This window comes from Bradyrhizobium sp. CFUWI (genome assembly GCF_056429085.1).
The window spans coordinates 96,429-118,435 of the sequence record NZ_JBWJZE010000020.1 but is presented as its reverse complement, the minus strand read 5'-3'; the positions used below and the strand labels follow the sequence as shown (position 1 = coordinate 118,435).

Genomic DNA, 22,007 nt, shown 5'->3' with positions numbered 1-22,007 from the left:
CCCCCACCCAGCCCCCAAAAACCTCGTCATCTGCTGTGACGGCACCGGCAACGAGATTTCGGAGAACATCTCCAACGTCCTGAAGCTGTATCGCTGCCTGCGCAAGACGGACAGAACGCAGCCGCGGCAGATGGTGTTTTACGATCCCGGGGTCGGCACGGTGACGGAGCCGACGACGTGGCACCGCTTGAAAGCCAATATCAATCTGGTGCTGGGGCTCGCCACCGGCTACGGGCTCGATGACAACGTGCTGTCGGCCTATTGCTTCCTGGTCGAGCATTACGCGCCGGGCGACCGCATCTATCTGTTCGGTTTTTCGCGCGGGGCCTATACTGTTCGCGTGCTGGCGGGGCTGATCCACAAGATCGGCCTGATCAGGCCGGAGCAGGCGAACCTCGCAGGCTCGGGCCTCGTCGCCTACAAGCAATATTCCGGCACCGGGCGCGGCAACGACGTCGAGGATCTCAGCGACGTCGCGTTCGACGAGAGCGGGCCGCTGCCGAAGGACGAATTCGACCTCGCCGCGCAGTTCGCGCGCATCACCTCGACGCGCTGGCCGACCATCCATTTCATCGGCGTGTGGGACACCGTGGCGAGCGTGATCGTGCCGCGGCGCGACAATTTCTTCTTCCTGTTCAGCCTGGAGGAGCTCGCCTTCACGCGGCGCAACCCGAGCGTCAGGATCTTCCGGCAGGCGATCGCGATCGACGAGCGCCGCCGCATGTTCCGCCTGAACAGATATGAGGAGCCGCAGGAGTTCTGGAGCAACCGCTACGTGCCCGATGAAAAGAAGGTGCCGCAGGACATCCTGCAGGTGTGGTTCGCCGGCGTGCACTGCGACGTCGGCGGCGGCTATGCCGAGGCCGAGAGCGGCGAGTCCAAATATCCGCTGCTGTGGATGATCGCGGAGGCGGAGAAGGCGGGGCTGAACTTCAACCCGGCGACGATCAAGCAGCTCGCCTGGGGCATCCAGCGCAAGAACTCGCCGTTCAAATACGTCGAGCCGGCCTATACCGGCAAGACCGGCATGCTGCACAATTCCATGACGGCGGGCTGGCGGCTGCTGGAGTTCTTTCCGAAGCGCGCGACGTACCGGGAGTGGCCGGAGCGGAAGGTGTTTTTCGGCTTCTACATCCCCGATTGCGAGCCGCGCCCCATTCCCGAAGGCGCGCATGTGCATGAGAGCGTGTTGAAGCGGATGGCGGTGGAGCCTGATTATCGGCCGGTGAATCTGCCGAAGGATTATGTGACGGTGCCGATGCCGGTGGCCCCGGGGGTGGAGCTGGCGGCGGGGGAGAGCGTGACGGGGTGATGGGGAGCGCGCTCTCTCTCCCTCCTGGGGGCAGGGCTATCGCATATCCCGCCTTGCGGGATCCTGAGCGCACGCCTCGTCCTTCGAGACGACCGCTTTCAGCGGTCTCCTCAGGATGAGGCTAAGCAGCATTGGTGCTCGTCGAAACAGATGCCGCACACCCGGTCCTCATCCTGAGGGCCCGCCAACGGCGGGCGTCTCGAAGGATGGCCACGGGCGAGATCGCTCCCCTATGCGATTGCCCCGGCCGAGAGGGTGGCCCGCTACCTTTGCTTTCTTCCTTCGCCGACACTTTTCATTAAAATTCTCCCGCGCGCCTTAGCTGGATCGGCATCATCTGCGTTCCATCATGGTCCCTCGAACACGCCGCGAAACCTTGCGGAGGCTGGAGGAGACGGTGCCGCAATTCCCACGCAAATATGCCCGCGTGAAGCCGGCCGGGCTGGTGTCGCGCCAGGCCAAGATCATCACCGATGCGCGCGCGCCGGTGATCCCCTGCACGCTGATCGACTATTCGCCCGGCGGCGCCTGCGTCGATCTCGGCGGCCAGGTCAACATCCCCGACCGCTTTGAGCTGCTGCACGTCAACACCAAGAAGCGCTGCCGCATCGCCTGGAAGCGCGGCACGCGCGTGGGCGTGGTGTTTTAGGCCAGGCGGCTGCTTGCGCTGAGCGCGGACGCATTCGCAACAACGTCGCCCCACACTCCGCTCGGCTCCCTCCCCCCTTGTGGGGGAGGGTTGGGGAGAGGGGTGGCCCAGCAAAAGGTGTCGGTCATAGGCGAAGAAGCGGCAATAAAGTCTCGCCTCGTTCGATAGAGCTCGCCGTGTGGCTACCCCTCTCCCTAGCCCTCCCCCACATCCGCCTTCGCCGAGGCTTCGGCGGACAAGAGCGGGGAGGGAACGCAGCGAGTGCGGGGCGCGATCGTCTCTTACAATGAAACTACTTCCGCATCCTGGCCTTTGCTCCCGCCACGATCTGCATGGCGACGCCGGCGATCCAGCCGGCGAAGACGAGCCAGGTCCAGCCCACATGCGGATCGAGGCGGAGCACGATGACGGCGACGGAGACGAAGGCGGTGAGCGTGGCGCAGAGCGTGCCGGCAGAGCTCATGAGTTCGGCGGCGTCGATCTGGCTGTGCGCATCGTCGAACGGCATCTGCGGCGTGTCGATGCCGAGATAGAAGCCGATCCCGCCGAGCAGCATCATCAGCAGCAGGAAACCCTGCGTGGTCAGCGCCGGGATCGCCGAGCCGACATAGGCGCCGACGAACAGCCCGCACGCGGCGCCCGCCATCGCAAGGCCGACACGCTCGAAGATGTGAGCCGTTTTGCGGACGGGATAACGCATGGCGGGCCTCCGCGAGGAATTGACTGCGCAGAGGTTAGGCCAGATTGGGGGAGTGTGGAAGCTCGGAGGAGAGTTACGGATATAGCGCGCGAACTCCCTCTCCCCGTTCTTACGGGGAGAGGGTTGGGGTGAGGGGCCTCTCTCCACACGTGAGATTGTAGCCGCACCTGTACCCCCTCACCCGAATTCGATCTGCGATCGAATTCGACCTCTCCCCGCAAGCGGGGAGAGGTGAAGAAGCTACCGCGCCCCGAACGTGGTCTTGCCGAACAGCGCCTTTTGCGTCTGTGGCTGCGAGCGCCAATATTGCGGCGGGGCTTCGACCTCGCCGCCGAGCTCGGCGGCGGCGTGCCAGGGCCAGCGCGGGTCGTAGAGCATGCCGCGGGCGAGCGCGACCATGTCGGCCTTCCCGGATGCGACGATCTCCTCGGCCTGCTTCGCCTCCGTGATCAGGCCGACGGCGATGGTGGCAAGGCCGGTCTCGCGCTTGATGGCCTCGGCGAACTGCACCTGATAGCCGGGACCGAGCGGAATCTTCTGCAGCGGCGAGACGCCGCCGGAGGAGGCATCGATCCAGTCGACGCCGCGCGCCTTCAATGCTTTGGCGAATGCGATGGTCTGCGAAAGATCCCAGCCGCCCTCGACCCAGTCGGTCGAGGACACCCGCATGCCGACCGGCTTGTCGTGCGGGAAGGCGGCGCGCACCGCATCGAACACCTCGAGCGGAAAGCGCATGCGGTTCTCCAGGCTGCCGCCATATTCGTCGGTGCGCTTGTTGGAGATCGGCGACAGGAATTGATGCATGAGATAACCGTGCGCGCCATGGAGCTCGATGGCGTCGATGCCGAGGCGCGCGGCGCGCCTGGCGCTGTCGACGAAGGCCTCGCGGATGCGTTTCAGGCCCACGGCGTCGAGCGCGAGCGGGGCGGCCTCGCCCTCCTTGTGCGGCACCGCCGACGGCGCCACCGTCTGCCAGCCGCCCTGTTCGATCGGAATCAGCTGGCCGCCGTCCCAGGGCCGCGCACTGCTCGCTTTCCGGCCCGCATGGGCGAGCTGCATCGCAATGGCTGTGGAGGAATGCTTGCGCACCGAGGCGAGGATCGGTTGCAGCGCGCCCTCGCAGGCATCGCTGTAGAGCCCGAGGCAGCCCGGCGTGATGCGGCCGATCGCCTCGACATGGGTCGCCTCGATGCAGAACATCGAAGCGCCCGACAGGCTGAGATTGTTGACGTGGGTGAAGTGCCAGTCAGTGGCGACGCCGTCCTCGGCCGAATATTGGCACATCGGCGACACCACGATGCGGTTCTTCAAGGTCAGGCCGCGCAGCTCGATCGGGGAAAACAGGACGCTCATGCGGGGGAGTTCCGAAGGTGGGAGGGCAATGGGAGGAGTTTAGTGAGCGAGGTGCGGATTGCCAGCCGCGCGTAGGGAATGGCGGGTAGTGGCGGCACGCATTGCGCCTAGTCCCTGGATGCGAGCCTACCTCCACGTCATCATTGCGAGCGCAGCGAAGCAATCCAGTCTGCCGCCGCGGAAGGATCCTGGATTGCTTCGCTGCGCTCGCAATGACGGGGAGGGATTGGTGCCCTACTCAGCCAGCGTGAATTGCAGCAGCAGCGTCCGCTGCAGCATCGAGAAATTGTCGTCGGAGATCAGCGTCAGCACGGTCTCGCCCTCGGGCGTGACGTGGGCGTCGATGCCTTCCATGTTGTCGATCTCGTGGCCGAGATCGGCGACGAACAGCGCGGGGCCGTCGACCAGCGCGCCGGGCGCGATCGATTTCAGCGGGATCGAGCGGATGCGGATGTTGACGCCGGTGAACCAGGAGAACTTGCGCTCGAGAATCAGAAGCTCGCCGGAGGGCAGCAGCACGGCATCGCTGATATCGTATTTCTCGGTGCGGCGCACGCTGAACTGGCCGGGCGTGGGGCCGCCGATCAGGAAGGCTGTGAGATTGCCGTCGGCGTCGAGCCCGCGCTCGGAGAAGGCGATCAGGGTGCCCGCCAGCGGCAGGCTATGGTCTTTGCCTTTGGGCACGACGACCAGCGCCTCCAGCCCCTTGTTGGACGGCAGCCTGCGCACGCCCGCCGGCACCGGAATCGCCTCGCCGCGCGCGCGCGTGCCGCCCCTGGCAAAATCGTAGCGCAGGATCTGGTTGACGCGCTCGAGCCCGACATAGACGAGGCTGCCGTCGCGCGCGATCGATTCCGAATCCCACCACAGCCGCTTTTCCGTGATCGGCCGGCCCTCGGCACCGAGCAGCGGCGCGGCCTCGACCTCGTCGAGGCCAACCATCTTGCCGTCGGCATAGCGGATGCGGCCGGTGAACCAGCCGCCCTGGTCGGACACCGCGAGGAAGCGCTCACCCCTGGCATCGAGCCGGATGCCGGACAAGCCGCCGAAGCCGCGATAGGGCGAGGTCAGCACCAGGCCGCTGCGGTACTCCAGCGAACCGAAGCGCGTGCGGGTGCGGTCGCGCGGCTCGAAATTGGGAATGGGGCGCGCATTGACCTCGACGCTGACGGGGTCGGTGACGGCGTTCTCGACCTGAAGCGCGCGCGGCGGCGGCTCGGCGGGGGCTTGCGCCAGCGCGATGCGGGAGGCTGCGAGAGTGGAGAATCCCGCCGCTGCGTACTGAAGAAAGCTGCGGCGGGATGAATGCGTGCTCACGAATGCAATTTGCGCCGCGGGCGGCCGGGTGCCTGCGTGGGCGCCGTGGCGGTCTCGCTGAACAGCTCGGCGAGCTTCTCGGTGATGGCGCCGCCGAGCTCCTCGGCGTCCACGATCGTCACCGCGCGGCGATAATAGCGCGTCACGTCATGGCCGATGCCGATCGCGATCAGCTCGACCGGCGAGCGGGTCTCGATCTCCTCGATGATGTGGCGCAGGTGCCGCTCGAGGTAATTGCCGGGATTGACCGACAGCGTGGAATCGTCGACCGGCGCGCCGTCCGAGATCATCATCAGGATCTTGCGCTGCTCGGGCCGGCCGAGCAGGCGCTTGTGCGCCCAATCCAGCGCCTCGCCGTCGATGTTTTCCTTCAGCAGCCCCTCGCGCATCATCAGGCCGAGATTTTTCCGCGCACGACGCCACGGCGCATCCGCCGACTTGTAGATGATGTGGCGGAGATCGTTGAGGCGGCCGGGATTGGCCGGCTTGCCGGCGGCAAGCCAGGCCTCGCGCGATTGCCCGCCCTTCCAGGCGCGCGTGGTGAAGCCGAGAATCTCGACCTTGACGCCGCAGCGCTCCAGCGTGCGGGCGAGGATGTCGGCGCAGGTCGCGGCGACCGTGATCGGCCGTCCGCGCATCGAGCCGGAATTGTCGAGCAGCAGCGTCACCACGGTGTCGCGGAACGTCGCCTCCTTCTCGTGCATGAAGGACAGCGGATGATAGGGATCGGTGACGACGCGCGACAGGCGCGCGGGGTCCAGAATGCCCTCTTCGAGGTCGAACTCCCAGGCGCGGTTCTGCTGCGCCATCAGCTTGCGCTGCAGCCGGTTGGCGAGGCGGGCGACGATGCCCTGCAGATGCGCGAGCTGCTTGTCGAGATAGGCGCGCAGCCGCTCCAGCTCGTCATGGTCGCAGAGGTCCTCGGCGGCGATGACCTCGTCGAACTTGGGCGCGAAGGCGTGATATTCCGGCCCGCGCGGCTCGTTCTTGCCGTGCTGGTTCGGCCGCGTCGCCTCGCCCGGCGTCTCGTCGTCGCCGAGCTCGCCGTCGTCGAAGCTGTCGGAGGTCGAGGCCTGCGCGCTTTCCATCGCGCTCTCGCTCATCTCCTCGCTGGTCGCCTGCGCCTGGTCGGCGCTCATCTCCTGCGCGGCATCGGAATCGGGCGAGCCCTCGGCGCCGGACTGGTCGTTGTCGCCGTCCTGGTTCTCATCGTTGTCGTCATCGTCCTCGCTGTCGGCGTTGCGCTCGTCGCCGAGCTCGAGCGCGGACAAGAGGTCGTGCACGGCATCGCCGAACCGGGTCTGGTCCTCGACGACGCTATCGAGCCGGTCGAGCCGCTTGCCGATCTTGTCCTCGAGAATCGGCCGCCAGAGATCGACCATCTTCTTCGCGGCGGTCGGCGGCGCCATGCCGGTGAGGCGCTCGCGCACCAGCATCGCCAGCGCGTCGGCGAGCGGGGCGTCGGCGCGGTCGGTGATTTCGTCGAACTTGCCGCGATGGAAATGGTCGTCGAGCATCGCGGTGAGGTTCTTGGCCACGCCCGCCATGCGGCGCGCGCCGATCGCTTCGACCCGCGCCTGCTCCACCGCCTCGAACACGCCGCGTGCCTGCGGATTGCCCGGCATCAGCTTGCGATGCAGCTTGGCATCATGACAGGCGAGCTTGAGCGCGATGGAATCGGCATGGCCGCGCACGACCGCCGCATCGCGCTTGGTCATCTTGCGCGCGGGCTCGGGCAGCCGCGCCTTGCCGGGCGCGAGGCCCGGGCGCTCGGCGGCGAAGGAGACGTCGAGCTCCGGCGTCTTGGCGATCGCCTTCAGGCAGGAGGCGACCGAGCGCTTGAACGGCTCGGTCGGTGCTTCCTTGCTGCTGCGGAATTTGGAGTTGGAGGTGGTCATCTGACCCTATCTGTCGTCCCGGCGAACGCCGGGACCCATAACCACCGGCCGCTCTTGTGTCAGGAAACTATCAGCGTCGTTTCAATCGAGACATCACGCGGTATGGGTCCCGGCGTTCGCCGGGACAACACACCGTGAGAGATCAGCTCAGCGCCACGTTGACCGCCGATTCCGGCAGCTCCGCGTTGAAGCAGCGCTGGTAGAACTCGGCGACCAGGGGACGCTCGAGCTCGTCGCACTTGTTGAGGAAGGTGACCCGGAACGAAAAGCCGATATCGCCGAAGATGTCGGCGTTCTCCGCCCAAGTGATCACCGTGCGCGGGCTCATCACCGTCGACAGATCGCCGTTGGCGAAGGCGTTGCGGGTCAGATCAGCAAGGCGAACCATCTTGTTGACGATGTCGCGGCCTTCGCCGGTGCGATAGTGCTTGGCCTTGGCCAGCACGATCTCCACTTCCTCGTCATGGCTGAGATAGTTCAGCGTGGTGACGATCGACCAGCGGTCCATCTGGCCCTGGTTGATCTGCTGGGTACCGTGATAGAGGCCCGACGTATCGCCGAGACCGACCGTGTTCGCCGTGGCGAACAGGCGGAACGCCGGATGCGGCTTGATCACCTTGTTCTGGTCGAGCAGCGTCAGGCGGCCGGAGACTTCGAGCACGCGCTGGATCACGAACATCACGTCCGGGCGGCCGGCGTCGTATTCGTCGAACACCAGCGCGACGTTGTGCTGCAGCGCCCAGGGCAGGATGCCGTCGCGGAATTCGGTGACCTGCTTGCCGTCGCGGACCACGATGGAATCCTTGCCGACGAGGTCGATACGGCTGATGTGGCTGTCGAGGTTGACGCGCACGCAGGGCCAGTTCAGACGGGCCGCGACCTGCTCGATATGGGTGGATTTGCCGGTGCCGTGATAGCCGGTCACCATCACGCGGCGGTTGCGGGCGAAGCCGGCGAGAATGGCGAGCGTGGTGGCGCGGTCGAAGCGATAGTCGGAATCGACTTCGGGCACATGAGGATCGACTTCGGAATAGGCCGGCACTTCGAGATCGCTGTCGATCCCGAACACCTGGCGCACCGACACCTTCATGTCGGGCAGACCGGAAACTTCCTCAACTTTGGACATGGCGGCGGTCGTCATCAATCCTCCGAGGTCCCGGGCGGTCCCGAAACCGGTTATTCGCACGTTGGCTGCGGCTGGGTGCTGAAACTCAACCTATCAGAGTCAAGTGGCCGGCAGAAGCCCGCCCGCCAATCAAAGTTCCGTTGTCTTTTCATTTAGATAGGCAAGGAACGCAGTTTTTGGAGGGCTGCCTTGCGAATCACGCCCAAATTCGGGCGGGTTCGCGGGGACCGCCCACGCGAATGGCAGTTTGGCCGCATGCCTTTACTTATGTAGGGTCGCAAGCCCCGTGCTCCAGCCCGCCAGAGACGACGTGACGTCCTTTCTCGATCCGCTCATATCCTTCGTCTCGGCCCATCCGTGGCTGGGCTATCTGACCCTGTTCCTGGCGGCGCTGCTCGAAGCCGTGCCGGTGGTGGGATCGGTGATCCCCGGCTCGACCATCATCCTGGCGCTGAGCGCCCTGGTCCCGGGCGGCGAACTCAAGCTGCAATGGGTGTTGCTGGCGGCCGCGCTCGGCGCCGTGCTCGGCGACGGCTCGGCCTACTGGATCGGGCACCGGCGCCAGCGCGAGATTCTAAACACCTGGCCGCTGACCAACTACCCGCGCGTGGTCGCCGAGAGCGAGAGCTTCTTCAACCGCTTCGGCACCTGGGCCGTGTTCTTCGCCCGCTTCGTGCCGCCGGTCCGGGCCTTCGTCCCCGTGACCGCCGGCGCGCTCGGCATGGCACCGGCCAAATTCTACGCGGTGAACATCCCGGCCATTCTGGCCTGGGCGCCCGCCCATGTACTGCCGGGCGTGCTGGCGGTCTCGGCCCTGCACGAATATGCCGGGCTGCATCTTCATGGGCATGTCGGCAAGCACATCTGGATGCTGACCGTCGTGGGCGTTGCGATCGTGGCGGGTCTGGCCCTGTGGATCCGTCACCGCCGCAATGGCGTCGCGGCGGCGAAGTCGCAGGCATGACGCTCAGTTGATGGTCGTCCTGGCGAAAGCCAGGGCCATTCGGGCGTGTCCTCAACTCAATCAGCCCGTGCCGATGCCCGATCAGTCTTCAAAACCAGACATGGCAAGTTGGCCATGGCTAGTCGGCCAAGGCCCAACAGCCGACCTAGTTCGCTTGCCTCTTTTTCACAACGGAGCACCGAAGCCTATCTTGCGGCAAGCCATCCACAAGCGGTGCAAATCGTCGTCCGATGGAGCATCCGAATACTCCATGCCAGTTTCAATACACTCTTTCTTTAGTGCTCTATAACGCGGCGATCCGTAGAAATAGGGACCTACAAGAATGGCAAGGGCCAAGCCTACACCCAGCTTCAGTCCATAAGCGGACCACAGCGGGCGTGCTTTTTCACGTTGCTGGTTGGCCATTTGCCGTTCGGATCGACTGCGAGGGCTTAGATGCAAGGCTGCAGGACGTAATTAACCAAGCGGCAGACCAAGCGAGTCCCGACAGAACAGCTGCCATCATAAACGTAGGATCGCCTCGACCAATGTAGAGGACGAGCACGAGAGGGCAAAGCCCGATTGCTGCTATTGGATAGCGAGCGCGGGGTCCAAAGCGCTTGTCGAGAAAGTGGAACAACGAAATGAGAGTGAGAAGTGGCAGTCCCCAAAACATGCTGAATAGGACGAAGAGTCCCGCGAAATTGCGCGCGTATCCGCCCGCGCCGGTCGTGAGCACTAATAGTGAAACAACGACCATCACTACAATTCGCGAAAACGATCTCAAGGCAACTCTCTAGACACGCGATCATCGTCACCGCCAACGTGCGCGGCAGGTGTTAATACTCCCTAAAATTGCATGTCCGCTTTGGGTCAAAGGCTGCCCTCGGCAGTCGCTTCACCGTGATCGGCTTACCTGTCGAAAGCAGACGAAGCGGCTCTCTGCGCGGAGGTCGGCAGCGGGCCATTTCCGGACTCCTTGATTGACGCCGTAACCGTTGTTGACAGGTTTTCAATGTCTACGTGAGAGAATCGCTATGGTGAGCGTCGCACCATTGCGAGGGCAAATACTAGCGCGATCACTACCACAAAGCCCACGTTCATTGGCCAGTTTGGCGACGATAGATTGTCACTGCGATCCGAGTCTTCGGAAGATTCTCTGGATCGCTCACCCTGATCATTCCCGATGAAAACGATGGACTGAAAAAGCTCCCCGCCCACCTTGGACGGGGAGGTTGCAAGCACGACGGGGGACGGCCCCGCCGCCTACAGGCTAAAAAAAGCCAGATGACGGTGATGTGACGCAGCTAATTGATTTTGTCCAAAGGAAGTCGCAATGCGGCCGCGCGCTCCTCGCGATCCTTCTTGCGGAATTCGCTCTCTTGCCGCTCAAACCGCGCCATCTCATGGATCGCGGCTTCCAATAATCGGCTGCGTCGATCTTCATGCAATTGCGCGTTTTCCGTCATGTCGCACTCGCCATACTGGCGGCCATGCCACCATAGACAAGGCCGGCCACCCCAAGAAGGTTCTGCGCCCCAACATGACGTATTTATGACGATTGCGCTGAGGCGGCCCTAGTTTCGGACGTTCGCTCAGTCTGGTCACCATAGCACGGCCTGCGGCATGTGTGCCGTTTCACATCTTTTACGTGAAAAGATGCTACCATCCAACGGAACGCCATTTTTGCGAACGTGAGTGTTTTTAGCAGTTGCACTTCTTGGGATTCGCAATGAGTAATCGTGGTCAGATCTACGACCGTATGGTCATTTTGGATCAACGAGTCTGGTTGCTCAACTGTCAACTTGCCGAACTTCGGGATCTTCGTGCTCGCGTATCGAAGACCGTTGAAAGAAGCAGCCGCAAGCGATCGAAAGTCCGAGGCATCTGGGCCAAGCGGCGCAGGCGACCGCTCTAATAAAGTTTCTTGTCGCTGTCCGGTTACTCATTCTTCCCGCGGCTGACCAAAAGCTGCGTTGGTTACCGATTGGCTCGCGCCGCCTAACGCGACTTCTGTTCCGGGTCAAAATGCGAAGAGCTCAACCTGAGCAAATCTTGTTCGCCAAGCCTCAACAAGCGGACCTCATGGAGCGATGCTGCCACTTCGCCGAAGGGCCATAAGCGGTCTTGAGGAGCGTGACCCGGGCCAGTCAATCCTTGTCGCCCCAATCGCCGGCCGCTACGATGAGGCCGCCGATCGCGACCGCGTCGCTATCGCGGGTGCACGCTGGGATTTGTGAGGCCGGAGCAACATCATGACCAGGGGCTTGGCAGCTCTGGGGTCGGCGGTCTTTTTTCTGATTGCCCCCACGACGGTCGCCGGTGTCGTGCCGTGGTCGATTTCGCGATGGCATCTGCAAGCGCCGTTCTTCGATCTCCAGCTTATCCGATGGTTCGGCGTTGTTCTGATCCTGTTTGGCATTCCGGTGTTGGTCGAAACCTTCACACGATTTGCGTTGCAAGGCGGTGGCACGCCAGCGCCGGTCGCACCACCGCAACATTTGGTGATCACCGGCCCCAATCGTTATGTCCGCAATCCGATCTATCTTGCCCTAGTGGCGATTGTACTGGGCCAAGGACTGATCCTCGGAAACACAGGGCTTCTGGTCTACGGCGCGCTACTGTGGATCGCTTTCCACGTTTTCGTTCTGGCTTATGAGGAGCCGACGCTGCGTAGGACATTTGGAGCGGAGTACGACACCTATTGCGCCAACGTGTCGCGCTGGTTGCCACGCTTGCCCGGCTCTACGTCGGCGTCGTCCTGATCGACCGCGAGTGCGAGTGCCGCGGCCATCGTCGCCGGATCGGGGCGTGTAGGGCCTATCTCGCATTGCGGGATTTCGATCCCGCTAATGTCTCTTGTGGGGTCAAATGCTGCCGGTCACGCTCAGGCCGGAGACTTCCGCTTTGCGTTAGTAGGCTGACGTCTTGGGATATCCCGGTCCTTGAGAGTTTTGCCGGAACTCCCACTGCCGCGAGGATGGTATGGGTCCTGGCCTTCAGGACGACGGCGGAGAAGATCACTTGACGACGCTAGGTCGCGCCCCCCGCCCTTCGCCCCGGCGCCGGCCCGACATACCTGGCCCTTGGCCGTATCAACTTGCCGAACTGCAATTGCTCGCTGGCGTGGGCGATCCAGCCGACGCTGCGGGCCATTGCGAACAAGGCGAGCTCGCTGCCCCCGGGCAGGCGCAGCGCGTGCACGAGCACGGCAAGGGCATAGTCGATGTTGACGAATTCGCCGGTGGCTTCCGCGATGCGTTCCGGCACCTCGCGGGTGAATTTGCGCGGCGCGCCGGCGCGCGACAGCGCATTCAATAGCGATTGCGCGCGGGGATCGCCACGCTTGTAGACGCCGTGGCCGAAGCCAGCAAAACGTTCGCCGAGCGCGACGCGCTCGCGCACCATCGGCTCGACGTCGCGATCGATCAGCGTCTTGACGAGCTGCGAGGCCAGCACGCCGGCGCCGCCATGCTGCGGACCCTTCAGCGCGGCCAGGCCGGCGATCACGGCATCGTACAGGTTGAGGCCGGTCGAGGCCGCGCAGCGCGCGGTGAAGGTGGAGGCGTTCAGCTCGTGATCAGCGAGCAGGACGAGAGCGCGGCGGATCAGGTCGGGCGCGTGCTTGTTGTCTGGCGCCCAGGCTGTTGCGACCTGCTGATGCAACGGCTCGGCCGAAGGCTCGGCATTGAGCATGGTCGCCACCAGCAGACGAACGATGCGCGCGCCGACCATGGCGCGGCCGTCGGGCGCACGGGTGAAGGCGCGGGGATCGGCGCTGGCGGCCAGCGCCAGCACGGCGATGGCGCGGTCGATCGGCGCCGCCCGGCGCGCGGCTTGCCCGATCGCGCCCATCTCCTCGGATATTTCGGGTTGATTGTCCTGCTCGAACGGATCGACCCCGGAGACGTCCCACAGCAAGGTGGCGGCGTGCTCGAGCGTGCCGCTCTCGGAAAGATCGACGCAGTTGACGCCGCGATAGATCGCGCCCTCCTCGGTGATGGTCGAGATCTCGGTGTCCATCACCGGCAGATCGGCATCGAAGCTGCGCAGGCCGCGCGGCTCCGGCGACGGCACCCGGCGCTCCTTCAGGGCCCGGACGTCCTCGGCACGGTAGCGGTTCTTCCGGGAGTCCGGTGTCGGCTCGGAGCGGATCAGGCCGCGGCTGACATAGGCGTACAGCGTGGCCGGCGAGATCGCGAGCTCGGCCGCGGCCTCCCGGGCGGACAAATAGAGCGCCGAATTTTTCATATTGATTTATGTAATCAAGATTGATCAATGTGTCGAGAGGCCTGACCTTGTGTGCTCCCTGAACAGGAGATTTGGGCCATGAATATCCACCTCACCAAGAGCCAGATCGGGTTGGACGGCGTTGCCGCGGCCGAAACCGTGCTGAGCCATGTCGATGGCGAGCGCGGCGAGCTGATCATTGCCGGGGAGCATGTCGGCCGGCTGGCGGGCCAGTCGAGCTTCGAGGGCGTCACCGCCCGGCTCTGGAACGGCGCCAGCAAGACGACCCTGAGCGAAGCCAACGTGCGGGGAAGCCTGGGCGCGGCGCGCGAGCGCGCCTTCGCACGCCTGCCGGACCTGCTGCCGGCGACGCGCGGCATGGACATCATCGACGGGTTTCGCGCGGCGGTCGCGGGGCTTCGCGCCGAGCACGGCCTCGAGCATGAAGCCACCATCGTCGGCGCGTTTCCGGTGATCGCGGGCGCGCTGGTGCGCCGCGCCAAGGGGCTCGATCCGGTCGCGCCCGATCCGAATGCCAGCCATGCCGCCGATACGCTGCGCATGCTGCGCGGCGCCGCGCCTGAAACGCGCGAGGTCGCCGCGCTCGACGCCTATTTCGTCACGGTCTGCGATCACGGCATGAACGCCTCGACCTTCGCCACGCGCGTGGTGGCCTCGACGCAAGCCGATCTGTTCGCCGCCGTCACGGCCGGCTATTGCGCACTCACCGGGCCCCTCCACGGCGGTGCGCCGGAGCCGGTGCTGGAAATGCTCGACGCAATCGGCACGCGCGAGCGGATCAAGCCGTGGGTCGACGCGGCGCTGGCGCGCGGCGAGCGGCTGATGGGCTTCGGCCATCGCGTCTATCGCGTGCGCGATCCGCGCGCCGACGTGCTTAAGGCGGCGATCGAGCGGCTCTCGGCGGACGGCGCCGACCTGCCCTTCGCCGGCGAGGTCGAGGCCTATATCCGCAGCGCGCTGCGCAAGAAGAATCCGGAGCGACCGCTGGAGACCAATGTGGAGTTCTTCACCGCGATCCTGCTCGACGCGCTCGCGATCCCCCGCCAGGCCTTCACACCGATCTTCGCGGTGGCGCGCAGCGCAGGCTGGACCGCGCATGCGCGCGAGCAGCAGCGCACCGGTCGGCTGATCCGGCCGAGCTCATCCTATGTGGGGGCGATGCCCGAAGTTTGAGGGCGGATGTCAAATCGTAGGGTGGGCAAAGGCGCAACGCGCCGTGCCCACCATCTCTCTCGATCGCAAAAATGCGTGGGCACGCTTCGCTTTGCCCACCCTACGAGACTGGCGAAAGCCGGGACGACACCACAAGGTGCCGCGAGGCCTTAGGCCTCGCGCACCACCGTCTTCAGATAATTATACGCCTTGATGATCTCGATCAGGCGGTCCTCGGTGGAGCGGTCGCCGCCATTGGCGTCGGGGTGGTGCTGCTTCACCAGCGCCTTGTACTTGGTCTTGACGTCGGCGAGCGTGGCGCTGGGGCCGAGGCCCATGACCAGCAGCGCCTTGCGCTCGGCGTTCATCACCTTGCGCGTCTCGGCCTTGGGCGCGGCTTCGGGGCCCTTGCGCCAGCTGGCGCGGCCGTTGATCTCACTGAACATGCTGAACGGATCGGACGCCATGTCGATCTCGGCTTCCGCACCCTTCTTGCCGCCATTGGCGCCCATCTTCCAGGTCGGGCGGTGACCGGTCAATGCATCCTTCTGGTAGCGCGCGACGGCGTCGGCATTCATGCCGGAGAAGAAATTGTAGTTCTGGTTGTACTCGCGCACGTGAGCCAGGCAGAAGTGCCAATACTCGCGCTGGTTCTCGCGGCCCTTGGGCGCACGATGCGCGCCCTTGTTCTGACACCCGGCCCACTCGCAGCCGACGGCGGTGTCGCGCGGCTTCACGTCCGGCTGCTTGCCCCGCGGCTTGACGCGGATGGAGTCGAAGAATTTTGATGAATCGATCGGCATGGCTGACTTTGACTACGCAATGCAAAAACGTTCAAGTCTTGACATTGCAATTCGCCGAAAACCCGGCAATCAACGGGGCGAGACCTCTGCACCCGAATGGCACAAATGGCTATGCGAGACACTATCAGCAACAAGTTGCAGGAAGCTTTCACGCCGGAAAGCCTGCAAGTCGTCGACGAGTCACATTTGCATGAGGGCCACGCCGGCCATCGGCCGGGCGGTGAGACACATTTCCGCGTCTATATCGTGTCTGCGGCCTTCAAAGGGAAGAGCCGGGTGGAGCGCCATCGCATGATAAATTCGGCGCTGGCCGCGGAACTCTCCGGCAGCGTTCACGCCCTGGCGATCCAGGCCAAGGCGCCGGGGGAAGGCTAGCCGTAAAACTCCGCTGTCGTGCCCCGCGAAAGCGGGGCATCCAGTACTCCGCGACGGCGCGGCCAGGCCGAGCCGCTGCGGCGTACTGGATCGCCCGCCTGCGCGGGCGATGACACCGAGCGTGAGGCTAAAACGACGTCCCGGCCCTTCTCGGCTTCGCCTCTTCCAGCTCCGCCTCGCGTGCCACCGGCGAAATACGGAGCGCGGTGATGCGGTTGCGCTCGCGGCGGAGCACGCGGAAGCGGAAGCCGTGGAAGGTGAAGCTCTGGCCGCGGTCGGGGATCGAGCGCGCCTCGTGAATGACGAGGCCGGCGACCGTCGTTGCCTCTTCATCGGGCAGGTGCCAGTCCAGCGCGCGGTTGAGGTCGCGGATCGGCACCGAGCCGTCGACCACGACCGAGCCGTCGGGCTGACGGCGTACGCCGGCGACCACCACGTCGTGCTCGTCGGAGATATCGCCGACGATCTCCTCCAGAATGTCTTCCAGCGTCACGAGGCCTTCGACCTCGCCATACTCGTCGACGACGAGCGCGAAATGGGTCTTGCGACGGCGGAACGCCTTGAGCTGCTGGGATATCGGCCGCATTTCCGGCACGAACCAGGGCGGCAGCATGATGGTGGTGACGTCGATGCGCGAGGTATCGCCCTCCGACGCGCGGATGGCCCGCAACAGATCCTTGGCGTGCAGGATGCCGATGATGTTCTCCGACTTCTCGCGCCACAGCGGAATGCGGGTGTACTCGGTGGCCAGCACCTCACGCACCAGCTCCTCCGGCGGCAAATCGGCGTTGATCATCACCATGGCGGTGCGATGAACCATCACGTCGGACACGGTCAGCTCGCCAAGGCGGAAGACGTTGTGAATGTATTCGGCCTCGCCGCTCTCGATCTTGCCGTGCACGGCCGATTCCTCGACCAAGCCCTCGATCTCGGAATCCGTCAGGATCTCGTGCTGCGAAAACTCCTGGACCCCGATCAGACGCAGGATCGCGCTCGAAGCCGCGTTGAGACACCAGCTGAGCGGATAGAACACCAGGTAGGAGACATGCAGCGGATAGGCAATCCACTGCGACACCGGCATCGGCTCCCTAATCGCCAGCGTTTTCGGCACCTGCTCGCCGATGATGATGTGCAGCGACGAGAAGACCAGGAAACCTGCCACGAACGAGACGAAATGCAGCGTGGCCTCCGACAGGCCGATCGGCTCGAGGATCGGGCTCAGCAGCGCAGACACGGTCGGCTCACCGATCCAACCAAGACCGAGGGAAGCCATGGTGATGCCGAGCTGGCAGCAGGCGAGATAGGATTCGATATTTCCCATCATCGTCTGCAACAGGCGGGCGCCGAAGCGATTCTGCTCGACCATGGCCTTGACGCGAAAGCCGCGGCTCTTCACGAGCGCAAATTCCGCAGCCACGTAAAACGCATTGGCGGCGAGCAAGAGCACCGCCAGCAGCAGATTGATCGTGATCGAACTCATGTTTGCCTCGCGACCGCCTCGGCATTCCCCGCCGTTTCGCGGGCGGCCGGCCTGAACGGTCCCGCCATCACTGCGATAGTTTCGATTGCAGGAAATCGCGCACCGGGGCCGGCTCGACGTCCTTGGCGATCACCGCGCGCCCGACGGCCTCCAGCAGGATGAAGGTGAGCTTGCCGCGCTTGACCTTCTTGTCCTGCGCCATCAGCGCCATCAGCGCGTCGGCATCGGCAAGTCCTTCCTGCGCGAAACCGGCGATATCCTGCAGGCGGGTCGGCAGGCCGGCCTCGATCAAATGCCGCTCGACGCGGGCGGCGTCCTGCTCGCCGATCATGCCGAGCTTTGCCGAGAACTGCGCCGCCAGCGTCATGCCGATCGCGACGCCCTCGCCGTGGAACAGGCGGTCGGAGAAGCCGGTCGCCGCTTCCAGCGCGTGGCCGAAGGTGTGGCCGAGATTGAGCAGCGCACGCTCGCCGGTCTCGCGCTCGTCGCGGGAGACGACGCCCGCCTTGGCGCGGCAGGAGGTCGCGATCGCGTGCTCGCGCGCGGAGCCGCCCTTGACGATGTCGGAATGGTTCTTTTCCAGCCAGGAGAAGAAGGCCTCGTCGCCGAGCACGCCGTACTTGGCGACCTCGGCATAGCCGGCGCGGAACTGGCGCGGCGACAGCGTGTCGAGCACGGCGGTGTCGGCGATGACCAGCACCGGCTGGTGGAAGGCGCCGAGCAGGTTCTTGCCCTGCGGCGAGTTGATGCCGGTCTTGCCGCCGACGGAGGAATCGACCTGGGCCAGCAGCGAGGTCGGCACCTGCACGAAATCGACGCCGCGGCGCAGGATCGCCGCGGCAAAGCCGGCGAGATCGCCGACCACGCCGCCGCCGAGCGCGATGACGAGATCGTTGCGCTCGATCTTCGCGGCGATCAGGGCTTCGCTGACCTTCTCCAGGCCGGCATAGGTCTTGGAGATCTCGCCTTCCTCGACCACGATGCGCGAGGTCGGGATGCCGCTCGCCGCGAGCGAGGCCTCGGCGGGTTCGAGCCAGTGCTTTGCCACGTTGCGATCCGTCACGATCGCGGTGCGCACGCCGGGACGCAAACGCGCCACGCGTTCGCCGAGCGAGGCCAGCACGCCGCGGCCGATGACGATGTCGTAGGCGCGATTCTCCAGCGCGACCTCGACCTTGACGGGCTCGGAATGTTTCAACGGCGCAGTCATCTCAACGCACTCGCTACGTCGGCAGATGGTGGAGCGGCCTGTTCGCCGCAAAGATGGGCGCGCAGCGCCTCGATGCATTCCTCGACGATTCTGTCGTGCGGCACGTCGCGCGAGGCGATGGTGAGGTCGGCATGGCCATAGACCGGCTCGCGCTCGGTGAGCAGGCGCGTCACGGTTCCTTCGGGATCGGCGGTCTGCAGCAGCGGGCGGTCGGCGCGGCGGCGCACGCGGCGCATGATGACGTCGTGGTCCGCCTTGAGCCAGATCGACACCGCCTTTGCCGCGATGCGCTTGCGCGTCTCCTCGCGCATGAAGGCGCCGCCGCCGGTCGCCAGCACCACCGGCCCGCCGTCGAGCAGCCGCGCGATCACCCGCGCCTCGCCGTCACGGAAATAGGCCTCGCCATGGCGCTCGAAGATCTCCGGGATGGTCATCTGGGCCGAGGTCTCGATCTCGTTGTCGGCGTCGACGAAGGGCAGCTTGAGCCTGAGAGCCATGCGGCGGCCGATGGTGGATTTGCCCACTCCCATCATACCGACGAGCACGATCGAGCGCGATCTCAGCGCCGACAGGATGTCGGCTTCGGGCGAAGCTGGTATCGGCAACGCGGCGTCGGACATGTCTCGCTCGATTGGATCCCGCTCGATCTGCCGCCAAAGGCGGCGCACTTCGGCCACCTATACGACCCCGGAAGGGGCCTCGCCAGAGGACTCTTGCCACGAAACGGCGAACATGTTGGATGATTTCATTGGTTAATTTGCCCGTCTGGACCTTCTCCCGAGATCTTGCCCGATGCCCAGCCTGTTCCGCTTCCTGACGGTCGTCGCCGTGATCGCCGGCATCGTCTATGGCGTGGTCTTCGCGCTGGCCAACTTCGTCACGCCCAAGTCGCGGGAAATGACGGTGACGATTCCGCCTGACAAGTTTCTCAAGAAATAGGGGCTAGCCTGACGGGCATGCGCAACCCGCCCTCAGACGCCAAGCTCACCGGCCTGTTCCTCGACATGCTCGCGGCGGAACAGGGCGCCGGGCCCAATACGCTCGACGCCTATCGCCGCGACCTCACCGATTTCTCGGAATTTCTGGGCCGCGTCGGCCGCAGCTTTGCGGACGCCGAGACGCAGACGCTGCGCGACTACCTCGCCGATCTCGACAGCCGCGGCTTCAAATCCACCAGCGTGGCGCGGCGGCTGTCGGCGATGCGGCATCTCTATCGCTTCCTGCTGAATGAGCGGATCCGAGCTGAGGATCCCGCCGCGATCCTGTCCGGCCCCAAGCGCGGCCGTGGCCTGCCGAAAGTGCTGTCGATCTCCGATGTCGACCGCATGCTCCGTCGCGCCAAGGAATTGAGCGAGGCGGAAGATGCCTCGCCGGCGAAGCGGCTGCGCGCCTTAAGGCTCTACTGCCTGCTCGAGGTGCTCTACGCCACGGGCCTGCGCGTCTCCGAGCTGGTGGCGCTGCCGCGCTCGGCGGCCAAGCGCGATGCGCGCATGATCGTGGTGCGCGGCAAGGGCAACAAGGAACGCCTGGTGCCGCTCAACGAGGCCTCGCGGCAGGCAATGGCGGATTACCTCGCCGCGACCGACGCCGCCAAAGCCGACAAGAAGAATGGCCTCGCCGCCTCGAAATGGCTGTTCCCCTCCTTCGGCGAGAGCGGACATCTGACCCGGCAGCATTTCGCCCGCGACCTCAAGGAGCTCGCAATCGCCTCCGGCCTGCAGGCCCGGCTGGTTTCCCCGCACGTGCTGCGCCATGCCTTTGCCAGCCACCTCCTGCACAATGGTGCGGATCTGCGCATCGTGCAGACCCTGCTCGGTCACACCGATATTTCCACCACCCAGATCTACACCCATGTGGTCGAGGAGCGGCTGAAAAGCCTGGTGCGCGACCTGCACCCGCTGGCGGAGAAATAGGACTTTCGTAGCCCGGATGAGCGAAGCGACATCCGGGATTGTGCCCAAGGCACGACCTGCCCCGGATATCGCTTCGCTCATCCGGGCTACGGCGACCCATGAACCGCCTTGACTTCGGCCACATCTCCGCAGAAAGAGCCGTGGCCTCATGCATGATTTGGCTCCCTGCCCGGAGTGCACAAGCCAACTCATTGAAGACGCTGCACTTCTTCCCGCGACCCCGACCTCGCTTCGCCTCTTAGCCCCGTCCCCCTATACTGAGTTGATGCAAGACCAGATGCGCAGCTATCTCGACTTCGAAAAGCCCGTCGCCGAGCTCGATTCCAAGCTCGACGAGCTCAGGACGCTCGCGGCGTCCGGCACGGATATCGCTGATGAGATCGGGCGGATCGAGGACAAGGCGGCGCAGGCGCTGGCCGACCTCTATCAGAACCTGACCCCGTGGCAGAAGACGCTGGTGGCGCGGCATCCGCAGCGGCCGCACTTCAACGACTTCATCAAGGGCCTGATCACCGAATTCACCCCGCTCGCCGGCGACCGCAAGTTCGGCGAGGACGAGGCGCTGGTCGCCGGCTTCGGCCGCTTCCGCGGCGAGCCGATCTGCGTGATGGGCCAGGAAAAGGGCGATTCCACCGAGAGCCGGATCCGGCACAATTTCGGCATGGCGCGGCCCGAGGGCTATCGCAAATGCGTGCGGCTGATGGAGATGGCCGAGCGGTTCGGCCTGCCGGTGCTGTCGCTGGCCGATTCCGCCGGCGCCTATCCCGGCATCGGCGCCGAGGAGCGCGGCCAGGCGGAGGCCATCGCGCGCTCGACCGACGCCTGCCTGGCGCTGACCGTGCCGAACGTTGCGATCATCACCGGCGAGGGCATGTCGGGCGGCGCCATCGCCATCACCACCGCCAACAGGGTCCTGATGCTGGAGCACGCGATCTACAGCGTGATCTCGCCCGAGGCGGCGTCCTCGATCCTCTGGCGTGACGGCACCAAGGCGCAGGAAGCCGCCAACAACATGAAGATCACCGCCCAGGACATGCTTCGCTTCGGGGTGATCGACCAGATCCTGAAGGAGCCGGTCGGCGGCGCCCACCGCGACCCCGCCGCCATGATCGCCACCACGGGTGAGGCCATCGCCAAGGCCTTCGACGAGCTGCGGGGCCTGGACGGCGACGCCATCCGCAAGCAGCGGCGGCAGAAATTCCTCGATATCGGCCGGAAACTGGGCTGATTCGGCTCGATTCCGGTGCCGTAGGGTGGGCAAAGGCGCAAAGCGCCGTGCCCACGAATCTCTTCCTGATTGAGAAAGTTGGTGGGCACGCTTCCGCTTTGCCCACCCTACGAGACCTCCCGGGGCCTTCCCGGTAACCCCGCATTAACCCTTTTTTTGCCCAAATCAGCGATCTCTGTGCTGGTCTGGCCGCATGGTCCAAGTTCCGGCCCACTTTAAGTCTCTGTTGACCACACCTTTGGGCCAACGCCCTCGTGATCCCTGCTCGGGTTGCGACCACATGACCCAGAGGTTAGA

Annotated in this window: 21 protein-coding genes; 9 read left to right on the top strand and 12 right to left on the bottom strand. The window is 64.8% G+C overall.

What is annotated here, in order from left to right; translation table 11 throughout:
* Both AC066S_RS31535 and AC066S_RS31530 read left to right on the top strand, forming a co-directional pair.
* Window positions 1–1,312: DUF2235 domain-containing protein (locus AC066S_RS31535; RefSeq protein ID WP_478271435.1), on the top strand; the 1,312-nt coding region annotated here is incomplete at its 5' end.
* A 349-nt stretch (window positions 1,313–1,661) separates the two neighbouring features.
* On the top strand, window positions 1,662–1,961 hold the full coding sequence (locus AC066S_RS31530; protein WP_164718967.1) for a PilZ domain-containing protein: 300 nt from the start codon (window positions 1,662–1,664) through the stop codon (window positions 1,959–1,961).
* 292 nt (window positions 1,962–2,253) lie between these two features.
* Here AC066S_RS31530 and AC066S_RS31525 read toward each other — a convergent pair whose 3' ends face one another.
* The 5 genes from AC066S_RS31525 to cobS all read right to left on the bottom strand — a co-directional run bounded on the left by AC066S_RS31525 (window position 2,254) and on the right by cobS (window position 8,355).
* Window positions 2,254–2,661 (bottom strand): hypothetical protein, encoded by a 408-nt coding sequence (locus AC066S_RS31525; RefSeq protein WP_126260736.1) that lies wholly within the window; start codon window positions 2,659–2,661, stop codon window positions 2,254–2,256.
* A gap of 240 nt (window positions 2,662–2,901) precedes the next feature.
* The gene (locus AC066S_RS31520) at window positions 2,902–4,014 is read right to left on the bottom strand and encodes an NADH:flavin oxidoreductase/NADH oxidase (protein WP_478271434.1); all 1,113 of its coding nucleotides are present in this window, start codon (window positions 4,012–4,014) and stop codon (window positions 2,902–2,904) included.
* 234 nt (window positions 4,015–4,248) lie between these two features.
* Window positions 4,249–5,331: an esterase-like activity of phytase family protein gene (locus AC066S_RS31515; RefSeq protein WP_478271433.1), complete on the bottom strand. Its 1,083-nt coding sequence runs from the start codon at window positions 5,329–5,331 to the stop codon at window positions 4,249–4,251.
* Entirely contained in the window at window positions 5,328–7,229 is a 1,902-nt protein-coding gene (cobT, locus tag AC066S_RS31510; protein WP_478271432.1) for a cobaltochelatase subunit CobT, read from the bottom strand. The genes AC066S_RS31515 and cobT overlap by 4 nt, the downstream gene beginning before the upstream one ends.
* Window positions 7,230–7,371: 142 nt before the next feature.
* Window positions 7,372–8,355: a cobaltochelatase subunit CobS gene (gene cobS, locus AC066S_RS31505; protein WP_430642544.1), complete on the bottom strand. Its 984-nt coding sequence runs from the start codon at window positions 8,353–8,355 to the stop codon at window positions 7,372–7,374.
* Window positions 8,356–8,665: 310 nt separating this feature from the next.
* Here cobS and AC066S_RS31500 point away from each other — a divergent pair, with 310 nt between their 5' ends.
* Window positions 8,666–9,319 (top strand): DedA family protein, encoded by a 654-nt coding sequence (locus AC066S_RS31500; protein ID WP_126260731.1) that lies wholly within the window; start codon window positions 8,666–8,668, stop codon window positions 9,317–9,319.
* 165 nt (window positions 9,320–9,484) lie between these two features.
* Here the strand turns inward: AC066S_RS31500 and AC066S_RS31495 are convergent, their stop codons facing one another.
* Together AC066S_RS31495 and AC066S_RS31490 are read right to left on the bottom strand one after the other, a co-directional pair.
* Window positions 9,485–9,724, bottom strand: coding sequence for a hypothetical protein (locus AC066S_RS31495; protein WP_135171709.1), 240 nt, complete (start codon window positions 9,722–9,724; stop codon window positions 9,485–9,487).
* A gap of 881 nt (window positions 9,725–10,605) precedes the next feature.
* Window positions 10,606–10,767: a hypothetical protein gene (locus tag AC066S_RS31490; RefSeq protein ID WP_164718966.1), complete on the bottom strand. Its 162-nt coding sequence runs from the start codon at window positions 10,765–10,767 to the stop codon at window positions 10,606–10,608.
* A gap of 786 nt (window positions 10,768–11,553) precedes the next feature.
* Between AC066S_RS31490 and AC066S_RS31485 the strand changes: the two genes are divergently transcribed.
* Window positions 11,554–12,063 carry a methyltransferase family protein gene (locus tag AC066S_RS31485; RefSeq protein WP_478271431.1) on the top strand — a complete coding sequence of 170 codons (510 nt, stop codon included), beginning with the start codon at window positions 11,554–11,556 and terminating at the stop codon, window positions 12,061–12,063.
* A 268-nt stretch (window positions 12,064–12,331) separates the two neighbouring features.
* Here AC066S_RS31485 and AC066S_RS31480 read toward each other — a convergent pair whose 3' ends face one another.
* A complete protein-coding gene (locus tag AC066S_RS31480) occupies window positions 12,332–13,549 on the bottom strand; it encodes a citrate/2-methylcitrate synthase (RefSeq protein ID WP_126260729.1) in 1,218 nt (405 codons plus the stop codon).
* Between the two features lie 78 nt (window positions 13,550–13,627).
* Between AC066S_RS31480 and AC066S_RS31475 the strand changes: the two genes are divergently transcribed.
* A complete protein-coding gene (locus tag AC066S_RS31475; protein WP_478271430.1) occupies window positions 13,628–14,722 on the top strand; it encodes a citrate synthase/methylcitrate synthase in 1,095 nt (364 codons plus the stop codon).
* A gap of 149 nt (window positions 14,723–14,871) precedes the next feature.
* Here AC066S_RS31475 and AC066S_RS31470 read toward each other — a convergent pair whose 3' ends face one another.
* Window positions 14,872–15,504, bottom strand: coding sequence for a J domain-containing protein (locus AC066S_RS31470; RefSeq protein ID WP_126260727.1), 633 nt, complete (start codon window positions 15,502–15,504; stop codon window positions 14,872–14,874).
* A gap of 96 nt (window positions 15,505–15,600) precedes the next feature.
* On the opposite strand from AC066S_RS31470, the gene AC066S_RS31465 reads away from it, so the two are divergent.
* Window positions 15,601–15,879, top strand: coding sequence for a BolA family protein (locus tag AC066S_RS31465; protein WP_205680535.1), 279 nt, complete (start codon window positions 15,601–15,603; stop codon window positions 15,877–15,879).
* 127 nt (window positions 15,880–16,006) lie between these two features.
* On the opposite strand, the gene AC066S_RS31460 is transcribed toward AC066S_RS31465, so the two are convergent.
* From AC066S_RS31460 to AC066S_RS31450, 3 genes are all read right to left on the bottom strand, one after another.
* The gene (locus AC066S_RS31460) at window positions 16,007–17,359 is read right to left on the bottom strand and encodes a hemolysin family protein (RefSeq protein WP_126260725.1); all 1,353 of its coding nucleotides are present in this window, start codon (window positions 17,357–17,359) and stop codon (window positions 16,007–16,009) included.
* A 67-nt stretch (window positions 17,360–17,426) separates the two neighbouring features.
* The gene (gene aroB / locus AC066S_RS31455; RefSeq protein ID WP_478271429.1) at window positions 17,427–18,569 is read right to left on the bottom strand and encodes a 3-dehydroquinate synthase; all 1,143 of its coding nucleotides are present in this window, start codon (window positions 18,567–18,569) and stop codon (window positions 17,427–17,429) included.
* Complete coding sequence (locus AC066S_RS31450) at window positions 18,566–19,189, bottom strand: shikimate kinase (RefSeq protein WP_478271428.1); 624 nt, start codon at window positions 19,187–19,189, stop codon at window positions 18,566–18,568. The genes aroB and AC066S_RS31450 overlap by 4 nt, the downstream gene beginning before the upstream one ends.
* Window positions 19,190–19,361: 172 nt before the next feature.
* Between AC066S_RS31450 and AC066S_RS31445 the strand changes: the two genes are divergently transcribed.
* From AC066S_RS31445 to AC066S_RS31435, 3 genes are all read left to right on the top strand, one after another.
* Entirely contained in the window at window positions 19,362–19,508 is a 147-nt protein-coding gene (locus AC066S_RS31445; RefSeq protein ID WP_035685402.1) for a hypothetical protein, read from the top strand.
* A 17-nt stretch (window positions 19,509–19,525) separates the two neighbouring features.
* Window positions 19,526–20,482 (top strand): site-specific tyrosine recombinase XerD, encoded by a 957-nt coding sequence (xerD, locus tag AC066S_RS31440; protein ID WP_478271427.1) that lies wholly within the window; start codon window positions 19,526–19,528, stop codon window positions 20,480–20,482.
* A gap of 265 nt (window positions 20,483–20,747) precedes the next feature.
* A complete protein-coding gene (locus AC066S_RS31435) occupies window positions 20,748–21,710 on the top strand; it encodes an acetyl-CoA carboxylase carboxyltransferase subunit alpha (RefSeq protein WP_135166795.1) in 963 nt (320 codons plus the stop codon).
* The last annotated feature ends 297 nt before the right edge of the window (window positions 21,711–22,007 follow it).